A 20,514-nucleotide genomic window follows, 5' to 3' on the forward strand; every position below is an offset into this window, starting at 1 on the left:
CTATCCGTGCTGCGCCGTGAGGGCTTGTCCGATGGCTCGTGCTCCGTCGGGGAAAGCGCCGGGGTTGGGGCCGGAGTAGTTCAGGCGCAGGTATCGGCCGGTGGGTTCGGCAGGGAACCAGTCGCCTCCAGCGGCGACCAGGACGCCCGCCGTTTCGCAGTCGCGGGCCAGGCGCGTCAGGTCGGTGTCGTCGGGCAGCCGGAGCCAGAGGTTCAGTCCGCCGTGCGGCACCGCGTCGAGGTGGGAGTCAGGCACGTGCTCGCGCAGCGCGCCGACGAGAAGGTCGCGGCGCGCGGCAAGTTGATGTCTCAGTCCGCGCAGGTGGGTATGCCAGGCGGGCTGCGTGACGACCTCCAGGGCGGCGGCTTGCAGGACGCCGCTGACGTACATGGATTGGGCCTGCGCATCTGCGAGGATGCGGTCGCGGGCGGGCCCGCGGGCGATGAGCCCGGCGACGCGGACAGCCGGTGACACGCTCTTGGTCAGCGACCGCAGGTAGACGACGTGCCCCCCGTCGTCGCGCGCGGCCAGCGGCGCGTCATCGGCGGTGATCCCGAAGTCGTGGGCCCAGTCGTCCTCGATGAGGAACGCCCCGTGCTCGCGCACGGTGCCCAGCACCCGGTCGGCGAGGTCTGGCGACCACTGGGCTCCGGTGGGGTTGGCGAAGTTCGGCTGGGCGTAGAACGCCCGCGCCCCGGTCTGGGCGAACGCGCGGTCGAGTTCGTCGGGGTCCGGGCCGCGGTGGCCGCTGGTGATCGGCACGAGCCGCACGCCGGTCTGCTCGGCGGCCAGAATCGCGCCCCAATAGGTGGGCGACTCGATGAGCACGGGCCGGCCAGCTCCTACGAGTGCGCGGAAGATCGTGCTCAACCCGCTCTGGCTACCGGGCAGGACAATCACATCGCTCGCGGCCGGAGGTGCGAGACCGGGCGGGGTGACCGCACCGAGTTCTGTGGCGAACCACGCCTGCAACTCCGGCAGCCCCGCAGCCGGTGGTCGCCCGACAGCGGCATCGCTGCGGGTGGCACGTGCGAACGCCGACCGCACCAATCTCTCGGGAAGGAGTTCCCTGTCGGGGTAGCCCGCGTGCAGCGCGATCACATCGTTGGGTGTGGTGCGCAGCGCCGTGAACGCCTGTGCCCTGCGATTCGGCGGGGAACCGAGCGCGGCGGTCTGCCACCCGTAATCGTTCGGTCGTGCCGTGCGGACGGCCCGCACGAAGGTGCCCACGCCCGGCCGGGCTTCCACGAGCCCCTGGGCGGCCAGCGTCCGCAGGGCTTTCTGCACCGTGACCGGGCTCGCCCCGTGACGCGCTACGAGGGCCCGCGTCGAGGGCAGCCGCGCCCCGGCGGGAGCCGCCGCCACCCAGCTGTGCAGTTCATCCAGGATCCGCTGACTGCTACCGTTGAACATGAAGACTGACGATAGCGCTACTCTAGTTTTGTCGCCACCGCTACCGAAGGCTCACACCGGTCTGTGGTGGGGTCTGCTCGGTGTCGCGGCGTTCTCGTTCACGGTGCCGTTCACCCGCGTCGCAGTCGAAGGCGGGCGCATGTCACCGTTGTTCGTCGGCTCCGGGCGCGCCGTCGTCGCGGCGCTCCTCGCCGCAGCCGCGCTGTGGCTGACCCGGCAGCGGATGCCGCGCGGCACCCAGTGGGTCCGGGTAGCGGTCGTGGCCGGTGGCGCGGTCGTCGGGTTTCCGTTGCTGACCTCGTACGCGCTCACCACCGCACCCGCGAGCCACGGGGCGGTCGTCATCGCGCTCCTGCCGGCCGCGACGGCCGTGATGGCCGTGATCCGGGGTCGCGAGCGGCCTCGGACCCCGTTCTGGGTCGCCGCAGGGATCGGCGCGATCGCGGCCGTGGTGTTCGCCGCGATCCAGGGCGGTGGCCTCGCCGGGCTGCACCGGTCGGACCTGCTGCTGTTCGCTGCCGTCATCGTGTGCGCGATCGGCTACGCCGAGGGCGGGCTCCTGTCCCGCGAGTTGGGTTCGTGGCAGACCATCTCCTGGGCCCTCGTGCTGGCCTCCCCGCTGATGATCGCGCTCACCGGCGTCTCGCTCGTCCAGCAGCCGCCGACGGGCTCGGTGATCGAGTGGGGCGCGTTCGCCTATCTCGCCGTGGTGAGCATGTTCCTCGGGTTCTTCGCCTGGTACCGGGGCCTGGCCATTGGACCGATGGCGCAGGTCAGCCAGGTGCAGTTGACCCAGCCGGTGATGAGCATCTGCTGGGCCGCTCTCCTCCTGCACGAGCACCTGGCCTGGCCCACGGTCCTCGGCGGCATCGCCGTTATCGGCTGTGCGCTCCTCGCCGTTCGAGCCAGGAATCGCGGGAACCGACCCTGACTGGGTTTCCACGCTCGGGAAGTCGATCCAGCCACCGCACGCCCGGTCCCACGCCCGCTGGCCTCGGAGCAGTTGGTCAGGTGCGGGGATGGTCGGTGATGCCGTCCAGGACGGTGGTCAGGTTGTGGTTGAAGGTTTCCTCGGCGTTGAGGTGGGTGCCGTCGATGACGAGCCGGGCGATGGTGGGGTACCGGCCGGATTCGAACACGCGGGTGAGGTACGGACCGAGACTGGCCTGAAAGGCGGGCTCGTCGGTGCCGGTGGAACGGGCGGTGCGTCGCTCGGTGACCTCCCTGCGGAGCGCGCCGATGATGAAAGCGTTGAGGGCGCCCAGAGTCCGCTGAAGATCGTCGATGTCGCATACGCCGGGGGCCCGGCTGAGCGCCGCCGCGGTCGATTCGCCCACGGCAAGCGCGTGAGGCCCCAAGTGCGGCCTTCCGCCGAGCAGGTCGGAAAACCACTCGTGATCAAGGGCGGCGTTACGGGTCGCGCGGGCGATGGCCAGCACCGTGGCTCGCCACTCGGAGTGCCGGCCCGCCTCGGCGATCTGGGCATAGACGGCGTCGACCATCAGATCGAGCAGTTCGGATCTGTTGGTCACGTAGTCGTAGAGCCGCATCGGGCCGACTCCGAGCTCTTTGGCGATCTTGCGAAACGACAGTCCGTCGAGGCCGTGCGCGTCGGCAAGCCGGATCGCCGTGGCGGCGATCTTCGCGCGGCTCAACGGCACCGGCGCCGCCCGCGGCTGGGGCTCGGGCCGTTCCCAGATGGGGATCGGCGCGCTACCGTACGGCGTATCCATGAATACAGCGTACGCTAAGGGGGCGAAGATGAGAATCGCGATCGCCGGTGGCGGCCTAGGCGGGCTGACGCTGGCACGGATCCTGCATCGGCACGGCATCGATGCGGTGGTGTACGAACGTGAGGCGAGCCGATCCGCGCGATCGCAAGGCGGCACGCTCGACCTGCACCCGGAGTCCGGGCAACAGGCCCTGGCCGAGGCGGGTCTCACCGGCCGGTTCCGGTCGGAGGCACGGCCCGAGGGCGAGGAACATCGCATCGTCGACCCGGCCGGACGGACCCTGGTACACCATGAGCCGCAACCCGGCTCGTTCTCCGGACGTCCCGAGATCGACCGGAGCGCACTGCGTGATCTGCTGCTCGGTTCCCTCCCCGGTGACACGGTTGTCTGGCGGCACCGGCTTGTCGCGGCGACCCCGCGACCTGACGCGGGCTGGGAACTGACGTTCCAGGGCGGCCACCGAACCGGCTGCGACATCCTCGTCGGCGCGGACGGTGCGCGCTCAATCGTCCGGTCGCTGCTGACCGACGTCCAACTGTCCTATGTGGCAACCCTCGTAGAGCTGAACATCGAAGACGTCGATCGGCGCCACCCCGATCTCGCCGAGCTGGTCGGCCCCGGGAACCTGTGGTGCGTCGGCGTGAACCAGATCCTGGCAGCGCAACGCCTCGGCGACGGCAGCCTACGTGTCGGGATCTCGCTGCGCGCAGACGATCGCCCTATCGACACGTATCGCAGTAAGCGCGCCCTGCTGGACATGTTCGGTGGCTGGGCCCCACGCCTCACCGCACTCATCGAGGCCGGCGACAGCGCGCCGACGTCGCGCAGGATCGAAGCGATGCCCATCGGTACGCGCTGGTCCAGCCGGCCGGGTGTCACCCTCATCGGCGACGCCGCGCACCTCATGCCGCCGGTCGGCGAGGGCGCCAACCAGGCGATGCTCGACGCCGCCGAACTCGCCCGCGAACTCGCCGCCAACCCCACCGACCCGGACTCGGCGATCCGGACGTACGAGGAGGTGATGTTCACCAGGATTCACCCGATCGCCGAGATGTCCGCCCGAGCCCAGGCAATGATGCTGTCCCCGACCGCGGCGGAAGACATCATCCGCTTCTTCGCGGCCCGGCCCGCCGAACCCGCGTCCGCAGGCTGAGAACGCGCAGGAGCAGGAGAGGTGGTCACACCCAGGCATCTCGCAGATTGTCGGCGCGCACGATCAGCGGCAGATGAGTGCGTTCGAGCGGCTCTGTCGGCGACGGATCAGTGCCACACTTCGGGAATGGACCCGCCCTCGGGGCGCGCGAGGTGCCGCGTCGTCACGCCCTACTCGTCCGGGTTCCAGGCCCTGAGCAGGTCGAACAGACGTCGGTCACCGTCGAGCTGTAGGGAGTCGATCGGGATACGGTCGTACAGCACGAGAACCACCTCGCCAGCCGTGCCCCGGGCGGAGGCGGCGGCCGGGTCCGGGCCCTCGCCGGCGGCGGTTGCGATGGGGTGACGGGTGGCCCGTGCGCCGTTGGCGGCGAGCGACAGGCGCCAGGAGCGGCCCTCGGTGGCGTGGAAGTCGACGGCAGCGGGCTTGTGCGGCCAGGCGCTCGTCGTCGCGCAGCAGGTGGACAGGAACTCGTCGACGCCGTCGAGTGCCACCTCGTCCGGCAGCGGCTGCGGTGCGCCCAGGGTGAGCTGGGCGTCGTACGTGTGCACCGCGATCTCCTGGAGCTGGTGCCGGGCGACGGCACCGCAGGTCTGCGGCGACTGCGACGTGCCCCACCACGTCCAGCAACCGCGATCCGGGCCGGCCTCGCGCAGTGCGTCCAGTAGCTCCTGCGTCGATGCGGCCGACCAGGCCAGCAGGGCCTCGCGCTCCCGGGGCGCAGCCGGGCCCTCCGATGCGGACTTGGCCGCGGCGGCAGGGCCTGCGGCGATGGTGGCGGCCCAGGAGCGGCGCCCCTCGCCCAGGTGCCGCGTCAGATCGAACAGCGTCCACTCGGGGCAGGTCGGCACCCGCACGTCGAGGCTGGGCGCGGAGGCGACCGCGGCACGGAAGGCGGTCGATCGTTCGTCGATCAGCCGCAGCAGATCGGGAAACTCCAGAGTCTCTTCCACCCCGGCTGTCTATCACCGTGCTCCGACAACCGGACAGCGATTTTCACAGCCGACGCGGCAAGCGCGGCACGGGCCGCGCGCCCTCGGACGACGCGGCGTCCTAGTCGGATGCCATGTTCGCGGCCACTCAGTCGAGACAGAACTCGTTGCCTTCGATGTCCTGCATCACGAGGCACGACTCGTTGTATCCATCGGCCCGCAGTAGTCGCACGCGTACCGCGCCGAGCGCGACCAGTCGTGCGCATTCGGCCTCAAGTGCGGCCACGCGCTCTTCACCCACGAGCCCGGTGCCGGCCCGCACGTCAAGATGCAGTCGATTCTTGACGACCTTGCCTTCGGGAACGCGCTGGAAGAACAGTCGCGGGCCCACGCCCGAGGGATCGTTGCATGCGAACGCCGAGCCCTGACGCTCAGGCGGCAGCGCGCGGTCGAAATCGTCCCAGGTAGCAAACCCCTCCGGTGGCGGCGGCACGACGTACCCCAACACCTCGCACCAGAAACGAGCGACGCGCTCGGGTTCTGCGCAATCGAAGGTGACTTGGATCTGCTTGACCGACGCCATCGGTCCACCATAGAGACGGGGTCTTTCGTCGTCCACACGGATTCGCCCCTGGTCCCCGGCATCGTCTTGACGGCAACCACCGCCCAGGCCCGCCCCACGCGATCGGTGAAAATCGAGGGGCCATCCGGCCGCCGGCTCCCCTACGATCGCGTGATGTTTCGGCCGACGTACCCGATTCGCACCGCGCGACTCACCCTGCGCCCGGTCACGGTGGACGACCTCGACGACGTGTACGCCTATCAGAGCCGGCCCGACGTCGTGCGCTGGATGCTCGGCGCGGAGCCGCGTACCCGTGAGCAGTCGCGGTCGTCGGTGCTCGATATGGCGGGCGAGGACGCGCTGCGCGCGGAGGGCGACTGCCTGACTCTCGCCGTGGCCACCGACGCCGGGGTGATCGGGACCGTGGAGCTGGTCTGGCGCAGCCGGCTCGACCGCACGGCCGAACTCGGGTACGTCATCCACCCCGACCACGGCGGACGGGGGCTGGCGACGGAAGCCGTGACGGCGCTCCTGGACTGGGGGTTCGACGAGTTCGGGTTGCACCGGATCTACGCCCGGTGTCACGGCCGCAACGACGCGTCCGCCCGGCTGATGACCCGGATCGGCATGCGCCAGGAGGCACACCATGTCGAGAGCTACCTGTTCCGGGGAGAGTGGGCCGACCGACTCGTCTTCGCCATCCTGGCCCACGAGTGGCGGTCACGCGCCGCGACGGCGGCGAGCTACGCAGGGCAGGACCGGCTGTCAATGTAACGTTGACACATGACACCCGAGTTGATCGAGCTGACCGATGTCGCCGTCGACCGGGCACGGCTGGACGAGCGCGAGCTGGAGCTGATCGACCGCGCGCGGCACGCGGGTGTGACCTGGGGACAGATCGCCGCCGCGCTCGGCCTCGGCAGCCGGCAGGCCGCGGAGCAGCGCCGGCAACGCCTGGCGGCCGTACGCCGGTCGCGGCGGCACGAACGGGATCTCGGGTACTCGACGCGGATCGCGGCGATACGGGGTGCGGTCCTCGACCTCCAGCGGTGGATCGACGCGGACCGGCGGTGGGACGCTCGGTTCGGGCGTGCGGCTCTCGCACGCAAGACCGCGGAGGCGGCCCTCGACGCCGATCCGGGCTCGCTGTACGCGTTGGCATCGCTTCTCGTGCTCGACCTGACAGAAGCAGGACGCGAGCGGTTGCCGGGGCCGGTGCAGGCTGTCGCGGCACGATTCGACGATCTTCTGTCAACGAAACCTTGACAGGCCGAGAAAATCTTGCCTGAGTCCGGCTCAACATCAAGGATCTGAGTCGTCCCGACTCGACCTTGGAGGGCTCATGCGCCGGAACGCCGGCCTGTTCGTGGCGATCTCGCTGCTGTCCGGCTTCGGCAGCAGCGCCATGTCGCTGGTGGCCGGGATCTGGATCCTGGACCTCACCGGTTCCACCGGCCTCGCCGCCCTCGCCGGGCTCTGCGTGTACGCCCCGGTCCTCGCCGGCCCGTGGCTGGGCGGCCTGCTCGACCGAGCGTCACGGCGATCGCTGGTCATGGCGGTCAACCTCGCTCTGGCCGCTGCTCTGCTCAGTCTCCTCACGGTTCGCGGACCAGGTCAGACGTGGCTCATCTTCCTGGTCTCCTGCGCGTACGGCGTCAGCTACGTGCTGATCGACGCGGGCGAGACGGCGCTGCTGCCGTCCGCGCTGTCGCCTGCGGAACTCGGAGACGTCAACGGCTGGCGTTCCAGCGCCCAGGAGGGCATGAAGCTCGTGGCGCCCCTGGCCGGAGCGGGCCTCTACGCGTGGCGCGGGGGTCACGCGGTCGTCCTGCTCAGCGCGGCGATGCCGGTTCTGGTCGCCCTCCTGTACGCGGCCGTACGACTGAAGCAGACGCCACCCGACCTGCCGACCGAGCGGCAACGTGGCCTCCGCGCGGGCCTCGCCGTCCTGCTAGCGCAGCGGGCCACACGCGTCACGGTCGCGCTCGCCGCCGTGTCCATCGCCATGTCCGGCTTCACGACCGCCGCCAACTACGCGATGGTCACCGGGACGCTGGGCCTACCGACGACGTTCATCGGAGTGCTGTTCAGCGCGCAGGGCGCCGGTTCCATCGTCGGCGGTCTCATCGTGGGCCGGCTCATCGCCCGATGGAGCCCGGTCACCGTGGGCGTCGCCGGCACGACGCTGTTCGCCGTCGGCTGCCTGGTGCGCTGCCTACCCTGGTGGCCCGGCACGGTGGCCGCCTCGGTGATGGCCGGCATCGGCCTGCCCTGGGCCCTGGTCGCCGCAGTGACGGCGGTGCAGACGCACACGCCGACAGCGGTACTCGGCCGAGTGGCCGGGACCGCGAACACCGCGATGTTCGGTCCTATCGTGCTGGCAATTCCCCTCGGCTCCGCCGCCGTCCAGCTCGGCGACCGCCCGACGCTTGTCGTGGCCGCCGCGATCTGCCTGGCTTCCGCATTCGGCGTGGCCTACCGCCCTACCCGGCGGGAAGAGGAACGTACGTCGGCAGCGGCGCTGTCCATCAGCGAGATGGTGCCAGCTACGGCGGCTCAGAGCGCCCAGACGAAGAGCGGGAAGGCTCGATGACCGACGGCCTCCCGACGACGCCCTGCTCTGACGGCTTCTGCACTCCCCCGGTGACCCCGACCACCTCAAGTTCCCCGCGAACTACCGCCACCCCTGCGACAGGGCACGGCACGAGGCCGGACAAAGCACGGTCTGCATCAGCTCGTCCTCGCCTGGCACGGGGGTCGGGCGCAGCCCCGTGACCACGATCGCCCGGTACAAGGGTTGTGGCACCTTGCGACCCGTGCCCGGCACGAGGGCCGGGCGCAGCTATCGGTGCCGCCCTGCGTCCGGTACGCCTTGATGTTTGCGATCCTCGCCCGGCACCAGGGCCGGGCGCAGCCAAGCACACCGGCATGGTCTCCGTGCAGATGCACGACCCGTTGCGATCTTCGCCCGGCACCAGGGCCGGGCGCAGCGACCATCGGACGGATTCGGCGAGGCCAAGGCCAAGTTGCGATCCTCGCCCGGCACCAGGGCCAGGCGCAGCTGAGCCTCGGTCCGGGCCAGCCGGCCCGAGACGCAGTTGCGATCCTCGCCCGGCACCAGGGCCGGGCGCAGCATCCCGTCCGAGATCCGACGGCGCGGCACCGTCGCCAGGTTGCGATCCTCGCCCGGCACCAGGGCCGGGCGCAGCCTCATCGCCAGGTCCGTGCACGAGGACCGGATCAAGGAGTTGCGATCCTCGCCCGGCACCAGGGCCGGGCGCAGCAGCGCAGGGTCGCCGGAGACGCACCACTGTTGTCGCCTGTTGCGATCCTCGCCCGGCACCAGGGCCGGGCGCAGCACGATGATGTCCGACGCGCGCCGCGCCGGATCGGACGGTTGCGATCCTCGCCCGGCACCAGGGCCGGGCGCAGCGCTAGTACAAGGTGTGTCTGGTGTGGACGGTTTTCGCGTTGCGATCCTCGCCCGGCACGAGGGCCGGGCGCAGCGGCTCCCGAACAGCGAAAATAGCGATCTATTGATGCCTTTTCGATCCACCCGCAGTCCGATTTGCTCAACTAATCCACATTCTTCGCCTCGGAACCCCCTCACGTATCCGTGGTCACTTGGGGTTCCTAGATCACCAACGCTCCCCGTGGGTCAATCAGCCGCGGCTTGCCGAGATGCTCGACATCGTCAAGCGCGTAAGCCGGCAGCCGATAGATCCGGACGCTGTCCTGGGTCGGGTCGATGACCTCCTGGAGCGCGGCAACGAAACGCACCTTGTCCGCCTCACGGCAAACCACCTCGAACACCGACTTCTGCACGCGATGCCCGTACGCCTCACAGATCCTGGCAACCTTCACAGTCGACTACTCGGCCTCCTAAGCTGGAGGCTCATCCACGACGTACACCCCGCTGCCGGCGCGGCCCACGGTGAGCCCTCGATCACGGGTCAGCTCCAAGGCGCGTTGGATAGTTGACACGCTGACCGAGTACAGATCGGACAGCTCTCGCAGCGACGGCAGCTTGGTGCCGGGCTTGTACTCGCGGGCAGTGATGCGGGCGGTCAGGTCGTCTGCGATCTGCCTCGACGACATTGGTATGGGCATGCGGTCTCTCCCTGGCTGGCCCGGCGATTAGATCACGACTCGCCGGAAGACTCCGCCCAGTGATTGACCTAGGTCACACAGTGACTTAGGTTGACCGAGACACCCCGCCCTGGCTGGCGTCTGACGCGGGGATCGAGACAGCACATCCACTACCAGCAACCGCAGTGCCCGCACGAGCGCCAAGGCGTCGACAGCGCAGGACGGAGGCACATGGAACCAGGGGCAGAACTGCCCGAACGGGCCGGAGGGAAACGACTCTCCACCAGTGACCATCGGACCCGCGAGGCGGCCGGCGAGGGCGGCGCGGTCTACCAGTCCAGGCGGAATCTGCTGACGCCGGCCGATATCCGATGGCACGACTTCCCGATGACCAAGTTCGGTCGGCGTGGCCTCGACCCGGAGGCAGTCGGCAGGTTCCTGCGTCGGGTCGAGGCCGATCTGGACGCCCTGTACCAGGAGATCGTCACCGCCCGGGATGAGGCGCGCTACCACCGGGACACCGTGACGGAGCTGCGAGCGGAGCGCCGGCGCCCACGTGAGCCGTGGGCACAGCGGCCATACGGTGAGTACAGGCGCCCGCCCATGTGGCCGACCTACTCCCCCCGCCGGCAGGGCTGCCACCGTCAGCCGGAAGACGAATCGGACGATGGCTGACTACCCGGCGCTCCACGGCCCGTCGAGGCCCGACTGGAACTGCCTCGCCTGCGGCGAACCCTGGCCGTGCCTGGCCCGCAAGCGCCAGCTCAAGGAACTGTGCCAGTGCAACGTCCGGACCCTCGTCCGCTACATGACCGCGTACCTGCCGGACGCCCACGCGGAAATCACCGGCATGAGCACCGCCGAGATCACCGAGCGCATCGTCGGATGGTGCGGCAGACCGTTGGAGATGTGGGTGGTCCAGGAGCACCCGGCCGAGGCGAAAGATCAAGACCGGCAACAACGCTATCTACCCAACCAGAAGGCAGGGAGATATGGACGGCACGAATAGCGACCCGGGGCAGCGCCGGAGCGAGCAGGCCGAGGCCGCCGAGCGGGAGGCGGCGAGGCGACGGCTGCTGGAGCAGGCCGAGGCGGACCGGGTTCCGGTGGACGACACCACGAGGGCGGTGCCCGACCGGCGGTGGCGTCGTGACCACCCATGACCTACCGATAGGCCGCCGCGTCGCGCAGTTGCGGGCCCGGCGGCGGATGACCCAGCAGATGCTCGCCGACCGGCTCGGCAAGTCGAAGAGCTGGGTGGACAAGGTCGAGCGGGGTGCCCGCGCCCTCGACAGGTTCACCGTCATCCGGGAACTCGCCGCCGCGCTCCGCGTCGACCCGGTGGCGCTGCTCGGCCGGGACGCCCGGCCGCCGTCGGTTGGTGCCGCCGTGGACGGCGTCGACGGGGTGCGGGCCGCCCTGGCGCGCTACGACACCGTCCTGACCGGGCCGGGCGGCCGGGCGGCACCGCCGGCCGGCGAGCTGGCCCGGCGGGTGGGGCACGCCTGGCTGACGTACCAGCATGCCGACTATCCGCAGTTGCTGCGGATGCTGCCGGCACTGCTCGGCGACGCCCAACGCGCCCACTCGGGCGGCGGCGGGGACGGCGGGGCGGAGCTGCTGGTGCAGGCGTACCGGATCACGTCGTCCGTGCTGGTCAAGCTCGGCGAGGGCGACCTCGGCTGGCTGGCCGCCGACCGGGCCATGTCCGTGTCCACGGGCGACCCGCTGCTGGTGGCGGCGGCCACCGTGCCGCTGGGGCAGGCGCTGCGCGACCTCGGCCGCGCCCGGCCGGCCCTGGCCGTCACGATCGCCGCCGCGCACCGCATCGCCCCCACGGTGCCGCGCGACGGCCCGCCGCAGCACCTGGCGTTGTGCGGGACGCTGCTGGTCCAGGCCGCCCTGGCCGCCGCCGCGTGCGGCGATGCCCCGGGCGTACGGGAGCTGGTCGACCAGGCGGCCGGGATCGCCGAGCGGCTGGGCGACGACGGCCCTGACCTGCACTGGACGGGATTCGGGCCGACGGCCGTGGAGCTGGCCCGGGTGGCGACCGCCGTCGACCTGGGTTCCGGCGGCGAGGCGGTCACCCGGCACGAGAAGGTCATCGGCGGCGACGCCTGGCGGCGGTTGCCGGCCGAGCACCGGGCGGCGTACCTGATCGACGCTTCCCGCGCGTACCTCCAGGTGGGTGACCCGTTCGCGGCCGGGCGCGTGCTGGTCGAGGCCGACCGGACCGCGCCGGCCGAGGTCCGGTTACGGCCGGTGGCCCGTACGGTGATCGTCGCCCTGATGCGCGGCGGGCCGGTCCCGGCGGACGTCGCTCGGCTGGCCACGGCCGTCGGCCTCGGGTGACGACCGCTTGCGCGGCTCCGTCGCGTGACGGGTTGGACGCCCATGCCCGCCGGCCGGCCGGACGGCCGCCCCGACCCCGTGGTCCGGGCGGGCGTCCGGCGACGTGGCGGTGTTACTCGCAGAACACCTGCACCTTGGCGTCGGGCTGGTCGACGTCGACGGTGAGATCGTCGAGGTGCTCGACGAGTTCCTCGATGTGCTGCGGCTTGAGCTGGGTGAGGTCGATCGGCACGCCGGACCTGGTCAGCTCGTCGTTGACCTTGGTGAGCGCCTGCGGGGGGATGAGGCTGGTGAGTCGGACCCCGGCGCGCAGCAGTTGCAGCGGGACCCGGATGTTGACCCGGCTCGGCCCGTCGCCGCCGGGATCGTCCTCCGAGTTCACCACGACGCGCAGGTACTTGGGGCGGGGCTTCGGGCGGGGCACGGCCCCCGGCGGCGACTCGGGCTGCTCTCGTCCGAGGGCGTCGATCAGCCGCTCGGCCTCGTCCGCGGTGATCTTGCCCTCGGCCAGCATCTGCAGGACCTGGCGGCGCTGCTCGTTCATTTGTTGCTCCTCCCTCTCTGACTCATCTGACGCTGACCAGCACGGCCGTTCGGCCATCGTCGATTTCGAACCGGGTGCCGGGCAGCGCGCATAGCAGTTGCCCGATGCCGCGCAGCGCGCCCACCGGGCTCACCCGGGTGGCGAGGCAGGCGACCAGCCCGACCAGCACGGCGATCAGCAGGAGCGGTGACAGCACCAGCAGCACCGGCAGGACAGGGACGTACAGCCGCAGCCAGCGGCCGTCGCTACGACGTTGGCGGTACGTCACCAGCTGCGGGATCATCGGGACCGCTCCAGCTCGGCCAGCGCCTCCTGGACGCTGATCTCCCCCCGCCGCAGGCGGTCGACGACGTCGGCGCCGGTGGGCGCCGGGTCGGTGTCGACGAAGTCGAGGCGCGCGGCGATCCGGTTCAGCCGGGACTTGATCGTCGGGTAGCTCACCCCGAAGATCCGCTCCATCTCCTTGATCGAACCGTGTGACCGTACGAACGCGGCAACGAACACCTGGTCGTCGACGCTGAGCTGAGCCAACTGCGGCGGCTCGAACTGCCCCTCGACCACGATGCCGCTGCCGGCGAGGCGGACCCGCTCGACCACGAACGGCTGTCCGTGCGTCAGGTCCGTCAGTTCCTGCCAGTCCACCCTCGGCTCCCCTACTCTCGACGACGCGCCCGCCATTCATTTCTACCTTGACTTTCTAAAGGCGTCAACGCGCTAATCTTAATTTTCTTAATTTTATCTTCAATGTCCTGGCCCGCCGGCTCCCGTCGTCCGCGATCCGCCGTGTCCCCATGGCGGCCACGACCGCCGCCGCGCGCAGCACCGACCCCACGGGCCGCGCGACGGCACGCCGGAGCACCCGGCGTTGCGCGGGATGCTGCTGGCCGAGGCCGCCCGTGCCGCCACGACCGGCGGCGGTTGCCGGCCGAGCACCGGGCGGCGCACCTGACCGATGCCGCCCGCGCGTACCTCCAGATCGGCGACCCGCTCACGGCCGGGCGCGTGCCGGATCCGCGCGACCGACCGCAGTCAGTCCAGGTGCGGCAGGATGTGCCCGAGGTTCTCCTTCTTCGCCTTCAGATAGGCGCGGCACGCCTCGTTGGGCGGGTCGACCAGCAGCGGCACGCGCTCGGAGATGTTGATCCCGCCGGCCGTGAGCCCGTCGACCTTCTTCGGGTTGTTGGTCATCAGGCGGATCGCTCGGTCGCCGTTGAGATCCCGGATCATCTCGCTCGCCGTCCGGTACTCGCGGATGTCCAGCGGGAGGCCGAGAATGTCGAACGCCTCCATCATGCCGACGTTCCGGTTGGCCTCGACCTCGATGAGCTTGACCTTCTGGAACAGGCCCAGGCCGCGCCCCTCCTGGTTGGACAGGTAGACCAGGAGGAAGTGGGGCTGCTGCGCGCCGATCCGTAGCGCCTCGGTCAACTGTGCGCCGCAGTCGCAGGAGTTCACGCCGAACGACTCGCCGAACAGGCACGGCGACTGCACACGCACCAGAAGGTCGTCGGCCGGAAGGTCGCCCCGGGTGATGGCGAAAAGGAAACTGCCGTCCTTGTTGTAGACCGTCACCTCGAACTGCCCGAAAACGGTCGGCCGGGAGAATCGAGCAATCCGTTGAATCGCGACTACTTCCTCATTCATGGACACCCCTGGTGAATCGATCGCCTGGTCCGTCGGGCACGACGAACAGCACCACCCCGGGCCACGCCGGAGAACGTCATCCGTCCGGCACCTGTCGCAGCGTCGACCCCGGGGACGCTGCGCGCGGCCGGGGCACCAGGGCCCCGGTGCTGATGTTGTAGGCGGCCATGCCCGCCGCCTGGGCGCTGGCGACGCCCTCCTCGGCGTCCTCGTACACCAGGCAGTCGCCCGCGTCCACGCCGAGCCGGCGCGCGGCCAGCGCGTAGATCTCCGGCGCGGGCTTGCCGCGCGTGACGTCGCTCCTGGTGACGACGACGGGGAACAGCGGGCTGAGCCCGGTCGCCGCGAGACCGACGGTGATGGAGGCGGTCGACGCGTTGGATCCGATCGCCAGCTTCTGCCCCCGGGCGGCGGCGGCACGGGCGACGGCGGCGACGGGGGCGTTGACCACGAGGCTCGGCGCGGCCCCGATCACGTACGCCCGGAACCGGTCGGTGATCACGGCGACCGGCGCCGACAGCGGCCCGAACTGCCGCTCCCACAGCACCAGCAGGTCCGGCACCGAGATGGCCTGGCGCAGCCAGTACCACCCGGGGTCGAGCGTCGCGCCGTGCTCACGCATCGCGGCGGACAACGCCCGGAAGTTGAGCTCTCGGCTGTGGACGAGCAGCGGAGAAACCGCGAGAAGGCCGCGTCGCCCGTGGGGCCGACGGGCGGCGGCCCGCGGCGGCCGTGGATGGCGCCCCCGCTGGACAGGATGGTCGAGCGGCCCGAACTCGGCGGTCGCCTGGTGCGGGTGCTGACCGCCGACACCCCCGCCGAGGTGGGGCTGACCACCGGCCTTCAGCGTCCTCGTCGGCCACCACAGTTGGGCCGACCGGTGCGCCTTCTCCCCGGACGGCACCCTGCTGGCCACCGCCAGCAACGACCAGACCGTACGGCTGTGGGACGTCGCCACCGGCGACTGCCGGTGCGCGCTCCGGGTGGCGGGGCCGGTGGTCTGGGTCGCGTGGCACCCGAGCGGGTCGCTGCTCTGCACCGTGGGGGCCGCCGGCGTCTACCTCCTGCACTACCGGGACTGACCGCACCGCCGCCGCTACGGCAGCACCTGGCCTGTCTCGGTGCTGCCGCACTCATCCGCCGGGAGCGGCGGGCCACCCACACCAGGCCGGTGAGCGCCCGGAGAAACGTGATCGGCTGTCAGTCCTCCCCGACCACGGCCAGGTTGTCGTCGAGGGCCGCGGCGATGGCTGCGGCGCGCGAGTGGTCGTCCAGTCTGCGGGTGAGGTACGCGCAGGCGTGGCGGTGGGTGAGCGACCACCAGGCGGCGGAGCCTCCGATGCCACCTTTCGCGATCTTGCCCCGGTCGCGGACGAACCCGAGTGTCCAGGTGAGCCTGGTGCCGAAGACCTCGTCGTGCCCGGTGACCTGGGATCTCAGCAACTCCGCGTGCAGGTGGGTACCGAGTAGCTGACGCAGGGGCCCGTCGTCGCTCGTGAGGTGGGCGAAGAAGCCGGCCATGGCGGTGGCGGTGGTGTGCAGGTTGACCGCCGCGAAGACCGATTGACGCCAGATCCTGGAGTTCGCCCGCGCAATGTCGAGCACGCCTGCGGGGATCCGCAGCCACGGGGCCGCGTGGAGCCGACGTGGCCAATCTGGGCTCGCGTACTCCAGGTCGGCGACGCGGTCCAGGGCGCCGTCCGGTACGCCGAACCACGCGTCCAGCCCGAGTGCGGGGCGCACGACGCCGTCGTACACCTCTTGAAGTGTGCTGCCGGTGGCGGCGCGCAGGATGCCGTCGATGAGGTGGCCATAGGTGAGCGCGTGCTCTCCCAGCGATGTGCCGGGCACGTACTCGGGCGCCGCCTCGGCCAGGCTCGCCCGCAGGGCGGTGTCATCGAGCAGGTCGAGTGCGGCGGCCTCGGCCGGGAACCGGGGTTGACCCGCCTGGTGGGTGAGCACCTGACGTAGCGTGGTCCGCTCCTTGCCTCTGACGCCGTATTGCTTCCAGTAGGTGGCGATCGGCTCATCCAGGGACAGCGCCCCGTCGCGGACGGCGATCAGGGCGGCGAGCGTGGCGAAGGTCTTGGACAGCGAGTACGGCTGCACCAGGGTGTCGTCGCGCCAGGGACGCCGCCGTTCGGGGTCGGCCCAGCCGCCGCTGAGCCGGACGACCTCCCGGCCGTCGCGCCAGACCGACACTCCCGCCCCGGTCTCCCGACCGTCGTCCAGTAGCTGCTGGAAGACCTGGCGCACCGCGTCGTACCCGTCCTCGGCGAACCCTTCGACCTGAACCACTTCCGCCTCCCCGCTTCGCGGCAACTGAGTGCTGCGAGGGCCCCGGGGCAAGCGATGGTCGTTCCGGCGGCACCGCAGACAGCCTCTGACGTCACAGCCACACCTCGGACAGATCGAGGCGCGCCATCGCAAGATACCCTCCGGGGGTATGTGAGGCAATGGGCGATGCGGCACCGGAGCGCCGGGGCGTGGTCAGGCGCTGACGGGCGCTGCCGCCACCCCGCGATGGCCAGCTTTTCGCACTCGATGACATTGCCCGGACCAGGCGGGGTACGCCTCCGCGTCCGGAGAACCAGACCCAGAGGGAGAAAGCTCGCTCCACATCCCCTGCACCTATACCCCCCGGGGGTATGAGGTACGCTGGCCACCAGGATAAGGAGGCGATGAGATGCGCCACGACGTTGCAGGCGATGATCCGGTTCCGCACGGTGGGAGCGGTCCGACCACTGGGCAGGCGGCACACGGAGGCAGTGAGCAGCACGCAGGACATCGCAGACATGATCAGCACGCCGGCCACGGTGGGCATCAGGGGCACGACAAGCACGCCGGGCACGACCCCGAGGTGTTTCGCCGCAAGTTCTGGCTGACTTTCGCGCTGACGGTGCCGATCGTGGTCACCAGCCACATGGTGATGGACTGGTTCGGGTACTCGCTCGACTTCCCCGGCATGTCATGGGTCGGGCCGGTGCTCGGCACGGTCGTGTTCCTCTACGGCGGCTGGCCGTTCCTGGTCGGCGCGGTCCGCGAGCTGCGCGACCGCGCGCCCGGGATGATGCTGCTGGTCTCGATGGCGATCACCGTCGCCTACGTCGCGTCGCTGGCCACCACCGCCGGAGCGTTCGACCTCGACTTCTGGTGGGAGCTGGCCGCGCTGGTCAGCATCATGCTGCTCGGGCACTGGCAGGAGATGAAGGCCATCGGCCAGGCCCGGGGCGCGCTCGCCGCGCTCGCCGCGCTGCTTCCCGACGACGCCGAACGCGTCACCGAAGACGGCGTCCAGCGGCTTCCCGTGGATCAGCTACGCGTCGGCGACGTGGTGCTCGTCCGCCCCGGCGCCCGGGTGCCGGCCGACGGGCAGATCGTGGACGGCAGGGCCGAACTCGACGAATCGATGATCACCGGCGAGTCGCGGCCGGTGCCGCGAGGTGCCGGCGACCGGGCGGTCGCGGGCACGATCGCCACCGACTCCGCGATCCGGGTACGCGTCGACGCGATCGGCGAGAACACCGCCCTGGCCGGCATCCAACGCCTCGTCACCGAGGCGCAACAGTCACAGGGGCGGGCCCAACTGCTCGCCGACCGGTTCGCCGCCTGGCTGGTCTACATCGCCACCGGCGCCGCCATCCTCACGTTCGTCGTGTGGTCCGCGCTCGGCGACGTCAACGAGGCGGTGATCCGTACCGTGACGGTCCTGGTCATCGCCTGCCCCCACGCCCTCGGCCTGGCCATCCCCCTCGTCATCGCCCTGTCCACCGCGCTGGCCGCGAAGTCCGGCATCCTGGTCAAGGACCGGCTCGCGCTGGAACGGATGCGCACCGTCGACGCGGTGCTGTTCGACAAAACCGGCACCCTGACCAAGGGCGAACATGCCGTCACCGCAGTCGCCGCGACCGCCGGCGGCAGCGAGGACGAGGTGCTCCGGCTGGCCGGGGCGGTCGAGGCGGACAGCGAGCACCCGCTCGCCCGCGCGATCGTGGCCGCCGCCGCCCGACACGGGCAACCGCTACGGGCGACCGGCTTCGAGTCGCTGACCGGCCGGGGGGTACGCGCCACCGTCAACGGCGCCCAGTACGCCGTGGGCGGCCCCGCGCTCCTGCGTGAGCTCGGCGCCGACGTCCCCGACGACATCACCCACGCGTCCGGGCAGTGGTCGGACCGGGGAGCGGCAGTGCTCTACCTCGCCCGACTCGACGCGACCGCGAAGATCGTAGGCGCCCTCGCCCTTGAGGACGAGGTACGCCCGGAGGCGCGGCAGGCGATCGACCAGCTCCGACGGCTGGGCGTCAAGAAACTGATGATGATCACTGGCGACGCCCGGCCGGTCGCCGAGGCTGTCGCCGCCGACCTCGGGTTCCGGCCCGGCGTCGACGAGGTGTTCGCCGAGGTCCTGCCGGCGGACAAGGACGACACCGTCACCGACCTGCAACGCCGCGGGCTGACCGTGGCGATGGTCGGCGACGGGGTGAACGACGCGCCCGCCCTGGCCCGCGCCGACGTCGGCATCGCCATCGGCGCCGGCACCGACGTCGCCATCGAGTCGGCCGGGGTCGTGCTCGCCTCCTCCGACCCCCGCGGCGTCACCGGGATCATCCGCTTGTCCCGCGCCTCGTACCGCAAGATGATCCAGAACCTGGCCTGGGCCGCCGGCTACAACGTCATCGCACTCCCGCTCGCCGCCGGGGTGCTGGCCTGGGCCGGCATCGCCCTGAACCCCGCCATCGCCGCCGTCCTGATGTCGGCGTCGACGATCGTCGTGGCACTCAACGCGCAACTGCTCCGGCGGGTACACCTCGCGCCGACCGAACAGTGAGATGGCCGCCTTCGTCTGGCTTCCCGGATGCGGGCGTGGGGACGTCGACCTCACGCCCGCATCTGCTGGTCAAGCGCTCGGCCGTGCGCGTGGGCGAGCAGCCGGTCGACGTCCCCGATCGACGCGTGCGGCTCCCCGAGCGGCGCGGCGACGGGGTCGGGGCCTGCCTGCGGCGTCGAACGACCGGCCGGCTGCGGGCAGGGACTCGGGTACAGAAGTCATGGCCTTCACCGTATCGTTGGACGCACCTGTGAAGGTTTGACTCGATGCGACGCGAGGAGCTGGCGTTGAAGTCTCAAACGGCAGTGCAGGGGCGTTCGTACCGTCCCGCAGACCTCGCCCGGGAGCACGGCATCTCCACCCAGGCTGTCCGCAACTACGAACGCGACGGGGTGCTGCCGCCGGCCCCGCGCACGCCGAGCGGCTACCGCGCCTACTCCATCCTGCACGCGAACGCGCTGCACGCCTATCTCGCGCTCGTCCCGGCCCACGGCTACGCGACCGCCGGCGAGATCATGCGCGCCGTCAACGCCGGCGACGTGGACACCGCACTACGGGCGATCGATCGCAGCCACGCCCAACTGCTCCGCGACCGGGAGACGCTCGACGTCGTCGAGGCGACCGTCGGGGTGTTGACGGTCACCGGCGTACCCGCCGGGGCCGCACTGCCGGATCAACCTGGAGACGGTCGGCCGGGGGCGGGGTCGCCGGCCACGGGCCGGCCCGACCGTCCGCTGACGATCGGCCACCTCGCCCACCGGATCGGCGTGACGCCGGCCACCCTGCGCAAGTGGGAGCGGGCCGGCGTCCTCGTGCCACAGCGCGGTCCCGACACCGGCCACCGGCTGTACCGGGTCGACGACGTCCGCGACGCCGAGCTGGCGCACCTGCTCCGGCGCGGCGGCTACCGGCTCGACCACATCGCCACGGTCCTGCGCCAGGTCCGGGCCGCCGCCGGCCCCGAGGCGTTGGCCGGCTCACTGGAGGGCTGGCGGCGACGGCTCACCGACCGGGGGCGGGCCATGCTCACCGCCGCCGCGCGGCTCGCGGACCACCTGTCCCCGCCGGACGGGCAGAGCGGACACGGCGGGGCCGATCTGCTGGGAGGTCGATCCTGATCACCGCACTGCCGACACCATCGGCCCCTGCCGGGTCGGCCTGTCGTGCGTTGGCCCCTATGGAGCTGCCCCGTTTGTGCTGTCGGTGGAGTGGGAGCGTGGACGGGGCAGCTCCATAGGGGCCGAAGGGCAGGTCCCCGACCGGG

At 71.0% G+C, this 20,514-nt stretch carries 24 protein-coding genes and 1 CRISPR repeat array; of the genes, 12 read left to right on the top strand and 12 right to left on the bottom strand.

Translation table 11 applies throughout. The features are described 5' to 3' along the window. Entirely contained in the window at positions 1-1,413 is a 1,413-nt protein-coding gene (locus ACFYZF_RS10065; protein ID WP_387017824.1) for a PLP-dependent aminotransferase family protein, read from the bottom strand. On the opposite strand from ACFYZF_RS10065, the gene ACFYZF_RS10070 reads away from it, so the two are divergent. Further along, a complete protein-coding gene (locus ACFYZF_RS10070; RefSeq protein WP_387017827.1) occupies positions 1,412-2,344 on the top strand; it encodes a DMT family transporter in 933 nt (310 codons plus the stop codon). The genes ACFYZF_RS10065 and ACFYZF_RS10070 overlap by 2 nt on opposite strands. A gap of 76 nt (positions 2,345-2,420) precedes the next feature. Here the strand turns inward: ACFYZF_RS10070 and ACFYZF_RS10075 are convergent, their stop codons facing one another. Beyond that, positions 2,421-3,146 carry a TetR/AcrR family transcriptional regulator gene (locus ACFYZF_RS10075; RefSeq protein ID WP_387017829.1) on the bottom strand — a complete coding sequence of 242 codons (726 nt, stop codon included), beginning with the start codon at positions 3,144-3,146 and terminating at the stop codon, positions 2,421-2,423. A 28-nt stretch (positions 3,147-3,174) separates the two neighbouring features. On the opposite strand from ACFYZF_RS10075, the gene ACFYZF_RS10080 reads away from it, so the two are divergent. Further along, positions 3,175-4,299 carry an FAD-dependent oxidoreductase gene (locus tag ACFYZF_RS10080; RefSeq protein ID WP_387017831.1) on the top strand — a complete coding sequence of 375 codons (1,125 nt, stop codon included), beginning with the start codon at positions 3,175-3,177 and terminating at the stop codon, positions 4,297-4,299. 170 nt (positions 4,300-4,469) lie between these two features. Here the strand turns inward: ACFYZF_RS10080 and ACFYZF_RS10085 are convergent, their stop codons facing one another. Both ACFYZF_RS10085 and ACFYZF_RS10090 read right to left on the bottom strand, forming a co-directional pair. Next, positions 4,470-5,252, bottom strand: coding sequence for a maleylpyruvate isomerase family mycothiol-dependent enzyme (locus ACFYZF_RS10085; protein ID WP_387017834.1), 783 nt, complete (start codon positions 5,250-5,252; stop codon positions 4,470-4,472). 127 nt (positions 5,253-5,379) lie between these two features. Further along, complete coding sequence (locus ACFYZF_RS10090) at positions 5,380-5,814, bottom strand: VOC family protein (RefSeq protein WP_387017835.1); 435 nt, start codon at positions 5,812-5,814, stop codon at positions 5,380-5,382. A gap of 153 nt (positions 5,815-5,967) precedes the next feature. Between ACFYZF_RS10090 and ACFYZF_RS10095 the strand changes: the two genes are divergently transcribed. The 3 genes from ACFYZF_RS10095 to ACFYZF_RS10105 all read left to right on the top strand — a co-directional run bounded on the left by ACFYZF_RS10095 (position 5,968) and on the right by ACFYZF_RS10105 (position 8,386). Continuing rightward, positions 5,968-6,567, top strand: coding sequence for a GNAT family N-acetyltransferase (locus tag ACFYZF_RS10095; RefSeq protein WP_387017838.1), 600 nt, complete (start codon positions 5,968-5,970; stop codon positions 6,565-6,567). 9 nt (positions 6,568-6,576) lie between these two features. After that, the gene (locus tag ACFYZF_RS10100) at positions 6,577-7,059 is read left to right on the top strand and encodes a hypothetical protein (RefSeq protein WP_387017841.1); all 483 of its coding nucleotides are present in this window, start codon (positions 6,577-6,579) and stop codon (positions 7,057-7,059) included. A gap of 76 nt (positions 7,060-7,135) precedes the next feature. Beyond that, positions 7,136-8,386, top strand: a complete 1,251-nt coding sequence (locus ACFYZF_RS10105; RefSeq protein ID WP_387017844.1) for an MFS transporter — start codon at positions 7,136-7,138, stop codon at positions 8,384-8,386. A 139-nt stretch (positions 8,387-8,525) separates the two neighbouring features. Next, a CRISPR array of direct repeats spans positions 8,526-9,300; the repeat unit is 36 nt; unit sequence TTGCGATCCTCGCCCGGCACCAGGGCCGGGCGCAGC. A 126-nt stretch (positions 9,301-9,426) separates the two neighbouring features. Here ACFYZF_RS10105 and cas2 read toward each other — a convergent pair. Together cas2 and ACFYZF_RS10115 are read right to left on the bottom strand one after the other, a co-directional pair. Further along, positions 9,427-9,657, bottom strand: a complete 231-nt coding sequence (gene cas2, locus ACFYZF_RS10110) for a CRISPR-associated endonuclease Cas2 (RefSeq protein WP_387017847.1) — start codon at positions 9,655-9,657, stop codon at positions 9,427-9,429. An 18-nt stretch (positions 9,658-9,675) separates the two neighbouring features. Beyond that, positions 9,676-9,903: a GntR family transcriptional regulator gene (locus ACFYZF_RS10115; protein WP_387017850.1), complete on the bottom strand. Its 228-nt coding sequence runs from the start codon at positions 9,901-9,903 to the stop codon at positions 9,676-9,678. Positions 9,904-9,993: 90 nt separating this feature from the next. Between ACFYZF_RS10115 and ACFYZF_RS10120 the strand changes: the two genes are divergently transcribed. Genes ACFYZF_RS10120 through ACFYZF_RS10135 form a run of 4 tightly spaced genes read left to right on the top strand, consistent with a single transcriptional unit; the run spans position 9,994 to position 12,234 of the window. Further along, positions 9,994-10,557 (top strand): DivIVA domain-containing protein, encoded by a 564-nt coding sequence (locus tag ACFYZF_RS10120; RefSeq protein ID WP_387017853.1) that lies wholly within the window; start codon positions 9,994-9,996, stop codon positions 10,555-10,557. Next, positions 10,550-10,891: a hypothetical protein gene (locus ACFYZF_RS10125; RefSeq protein WP_387017856.1), complete on the top strand. Its 342-nt coding sequence runs from the start codon at positions 10,550-10,552 to the stop codon at positions 10,889-10,891. Before ACFYZF_RS10120 ends, ACFYZF_RS10125 begins: the two co-directional genes overlap by 8 nt. Then, positions 10,875-11,045, top strand: a complete 171-nt coding sequence (locus ACFYZF_RS10130; protein WP_350889851.1) for a hypothetical protein — start codon at positions 10,875-10,877, stop codon at positions 11,043-11,045. The genes ACFYZF_RS10125 and ACFYZF_RS10130 overlap by 17 nt, the downstream gene beginning before the upstream one ends. Beyond that, positions 11,032-12,234 (top strand): helix-turn-helix domain-containing protein, encoded by a 1,203-nt coding sequence (locus tag ACFYZF_RS10135; protein WP_387017858.1) that lies wholly within the window; start codon positions 11,032-11,034, stop codon positions 12,232-12,234. Before ACFYZF_RS10130 ends, ACFYZF_RS10135 begins: the two co-directional genes overlap by 14 nt. A 112-nt stretch (positions 12,235-12,346) precedes the next feature. Here ACFYZF_RS10135 and ACFYZF_RS10140 read toward each other — a convergent pair whose 3' ends face one another. The 5 genes from ACFYZF_RS10140 to ACFYZF_RS10160 form a co-directional block, all read right to left on the bottom strand. Then, positions 12,347-12,778, bottom strand: coding sequence for a hypothetical protein (locus ACFYZF_RS10140; RefSeq protein ID WP_387017861.1), 432 nt, complete (start codon positions 12,776-12,778; stop codon positions 12,347-12,349). 22 nt (positions 12,779-12,800) lie between these two features. After that, on the bottom strand, positions 12,801-13,061 hold the full coding sequence (locus ACFYZF_RS10145; protein ID WP_387017863.1) for a hypothetical protein: 261 nt from the start codon (positions 13,059-13,061) through the stop codon (positions 12,801-12,803). Further along, positions 13,058-13,420 carry a DUF2089 domain-containing protein gene (locus tag ACFYZF_RS10150; RefSeq protein WP_387017866.1) on the bottom strand — a complete coding sequence of 121 codons (363 nt, stop codon included), beginning with the start codon at positions 13,418-13,420 and terminating at the stop codon, positions 13,058-13,060. The genes ACFYZF_RS10145 and ACFYZF_RS10150 overlap by 4 nt, the downstream gene beginning before the upstream one ends. A 387-nt stretch (positions 13,421-13,807) precedes the next feature. Then, complete coding sequence (locus ACFYZF_RS10155) at positions 13,808-14,422, bottom strand: hypothetical protein (protein ID WP_387017868.1); 615 nt, start codon at positions 14,420-14,422, stop codon at positions 13,808-13,810. Positions 14,423-14,498: 76 nt separating this feature from the next. Next, on the bottom strand, positions 14,499-15,044 hold the full coding sequence (locus ACFYZF_RS10160; RefSeq protein WP_387018411.1) for an HAD family hydrolase: 546 nt from the start codon (positions 15,042-15,044) through the stop codon (positions 14,499-14,501). Between the two features lie 286 nt (positions 15,045-15,330). Between ACFYZF_RS10160 and ACFYZF_RS10165 the strand changes: the two genes are divergently transcribed. Then, on the top strand, positions 15,331-15,504 hold the full coding sequence (locus tag ACFYZF_RS10165) for a hypothetical protein (protein ID WP_387018413.1): 174 nt from the start codon (positions 15,331-15,333) through the stop codon (positions 15,502-15,504). Positions 15,505-15,622: 118 nt separating this feature from the next. Here ACFYZF_RS10165 and ACFYZF_RS10170 read toward each other — a convergent pair whose 3' ends face one another. Beyond that, positions 15,623-16,720: a serine hydrolase domain-containing protein gene (locus ACFYZF_RS10170; RefSeq protein ID WP_387017871.1), complete on the bottom strand. Its 1,098-nt coding sequence runs from the start codon at positions 16,718-16,720 to the stop codon at positions 15,623-15,625. 388 nt (positions 16,721-17,108) lie between these two features. Between ACFYZF_RS10170 and ACFYZF_RS10175 the strand changes: the two genes are divergently transcribed. Together ACFYZF_RS10175 and ACFYZF_RS10180 are read left to right on the top strand one after the other, a co-directional pair. After that, complete coding sequence (locus ACFYZF_RS10175; RefSeq protein ID WP_387017874.1) at positions 17,109-19,250, top strand: copper-translocating P-type ATPase; 2,142 nt, start codon at positions 17,109-17,111, stop codon at positions 19,248-19,250. Between the two features lie 266 nt (positions 19,251-19,516). Beyond that, positions 19,517-20,368, top strand: a complete 852-nt coding sequence (locus ACFYZF_RS10180) for a TioE family transcriptional regulator (RefSeq protein WP_387017876.1) — start codon at positions 19,517-19,519, stop codon at positions 20,366-20,368. Positions 20,369-20,514 lie beyond the last annotated feature (146 nt).

It is taken from the genome of Micromonospora sp. NPDC001898, from assembly GCF_042891255.1.
GTDB lineage: Bacteria > Actinomycetota > Actinomycetes > Mycobacteriales > Micromonosporaceae > Micromonospora.

Coding starts and splice junctions, on each gene's coding strand:
- ACFYZF_RS10070 (WP_387017827.1), top strand. CDS start 1,412: ATGAAGACTGACGATAGCGCTACTCTAGTTTTGTCGCCACCGCTACCG.
- ACFYZF_RS10065 (WP_387017824.1), bottom strand. CDS start 1,413: ATGTTCAACGGTAGCAGTCAGCGGATCCTGGATGAACTGCACAGCTGG.
- ACFYZF_RS10075 (WP_387017829.1), bottom strand. CDS start 3,146: ATGGATACGCCGTACGGTAGCGCGCCGATCCCCATCTGGGAACGGCCC.
- ACFYZF_RS10080 (WP_387017831.1), top strand. CDS start 3,175: ATGAGAATCGCGATCGCCGGTGGCGGCCTAGGCGGGCTGACGCTGGCA.
- ACFYZF_RS10090 (WP_387017835.1), bottom strand. CDS start 5,814: ATGGCGTCGGTCAAGCAGATCCAAGTCACCTTCGATTGCGCAGAACCC.
- ACFYZF_RS10095 (WP_387017838.1), top strand. CDS start 5,968: ATGTTTCGGCCGACGTACCCGATTCGCACCGCGCGACTCACCCTGCGC.
- ACFYZF_RS10100 (WP_387017841.1), top strand. CDS start 6,577: ATGACACCCGAGTTGATCGAGCTGACCGATGTCGCCGTCGACCGGGCA.
- ACFYZF_RS10105 (WP_387017844.1), top strand. CDS start 7,136: ATGCGCCGGAACGCCGGCCTGTTCGTGGCGATCTCGCTGCTGTCCGGC.
- ACFYZF_RS10115 (WP_387017850.1), bottom strand. CDS start 9,903: ATGCCCATACCAATGTCGTCGAGGCAGATCGCAGACGACCTGACCGCC.
- ACFYZF_RS10125 (WP_387017856.1), top strand. CDS start 10,550: ATGGCTGACTACCCGGCGCTCCACGGCCCGTCGAGGCCCGACTGGAAC.
- ACFYZF_RS10130 (WP_350889851.1), top strand. CDS start 10,875: ATGGACGGCACGAATAGCGACCCGGGGCAGCGCCGGAGCGAGCAGGCC.
- ACFYZF_RS10140 (WP_387017861.1), bottom strand. CDS start 12,778: ATGAACGAGCAGCGCCGCCAGGTCCTGCAGATGCTGGCCGAGGGCAAG.
- ACFYZF_RS10145 (WP_387017863.1), bottom strand. CDS start 13,061: ATGATCCCGCAGCTGGTGACGTACCGCCAACGTCGTAGCGACGGCCGC.
- ACFYZF_RS10155 (WP_387017868.1), bottom strand. CDS start 14,422: ATGAATGAGGAAGTAGTCGCGATTCAACGGATTGCTCGATTCTCCCGG.
- ACFYZF_RS10160 (WP_387018411.1), bottom strand. CDS start 15,044: ATGCGTGAGCACGGCGCGACGCTCGACCCCGGGTGGTACTGGCTGCGC.
- ACFYZF_RS10175 (WP_387017874.1), top strand. CDS start 17,109: ATGCGCCACGACGTTGCAGGCGATGATCCGGTTCCGCACGGTGGGAGC.
- ACFYZF_RS10180 (WP_387017876.1), top strand. CDS start 19,517: ATGCGACGCGAGGAGCTGGCGTTGAAGTCTCAAACGGCAGTGCAGGGG.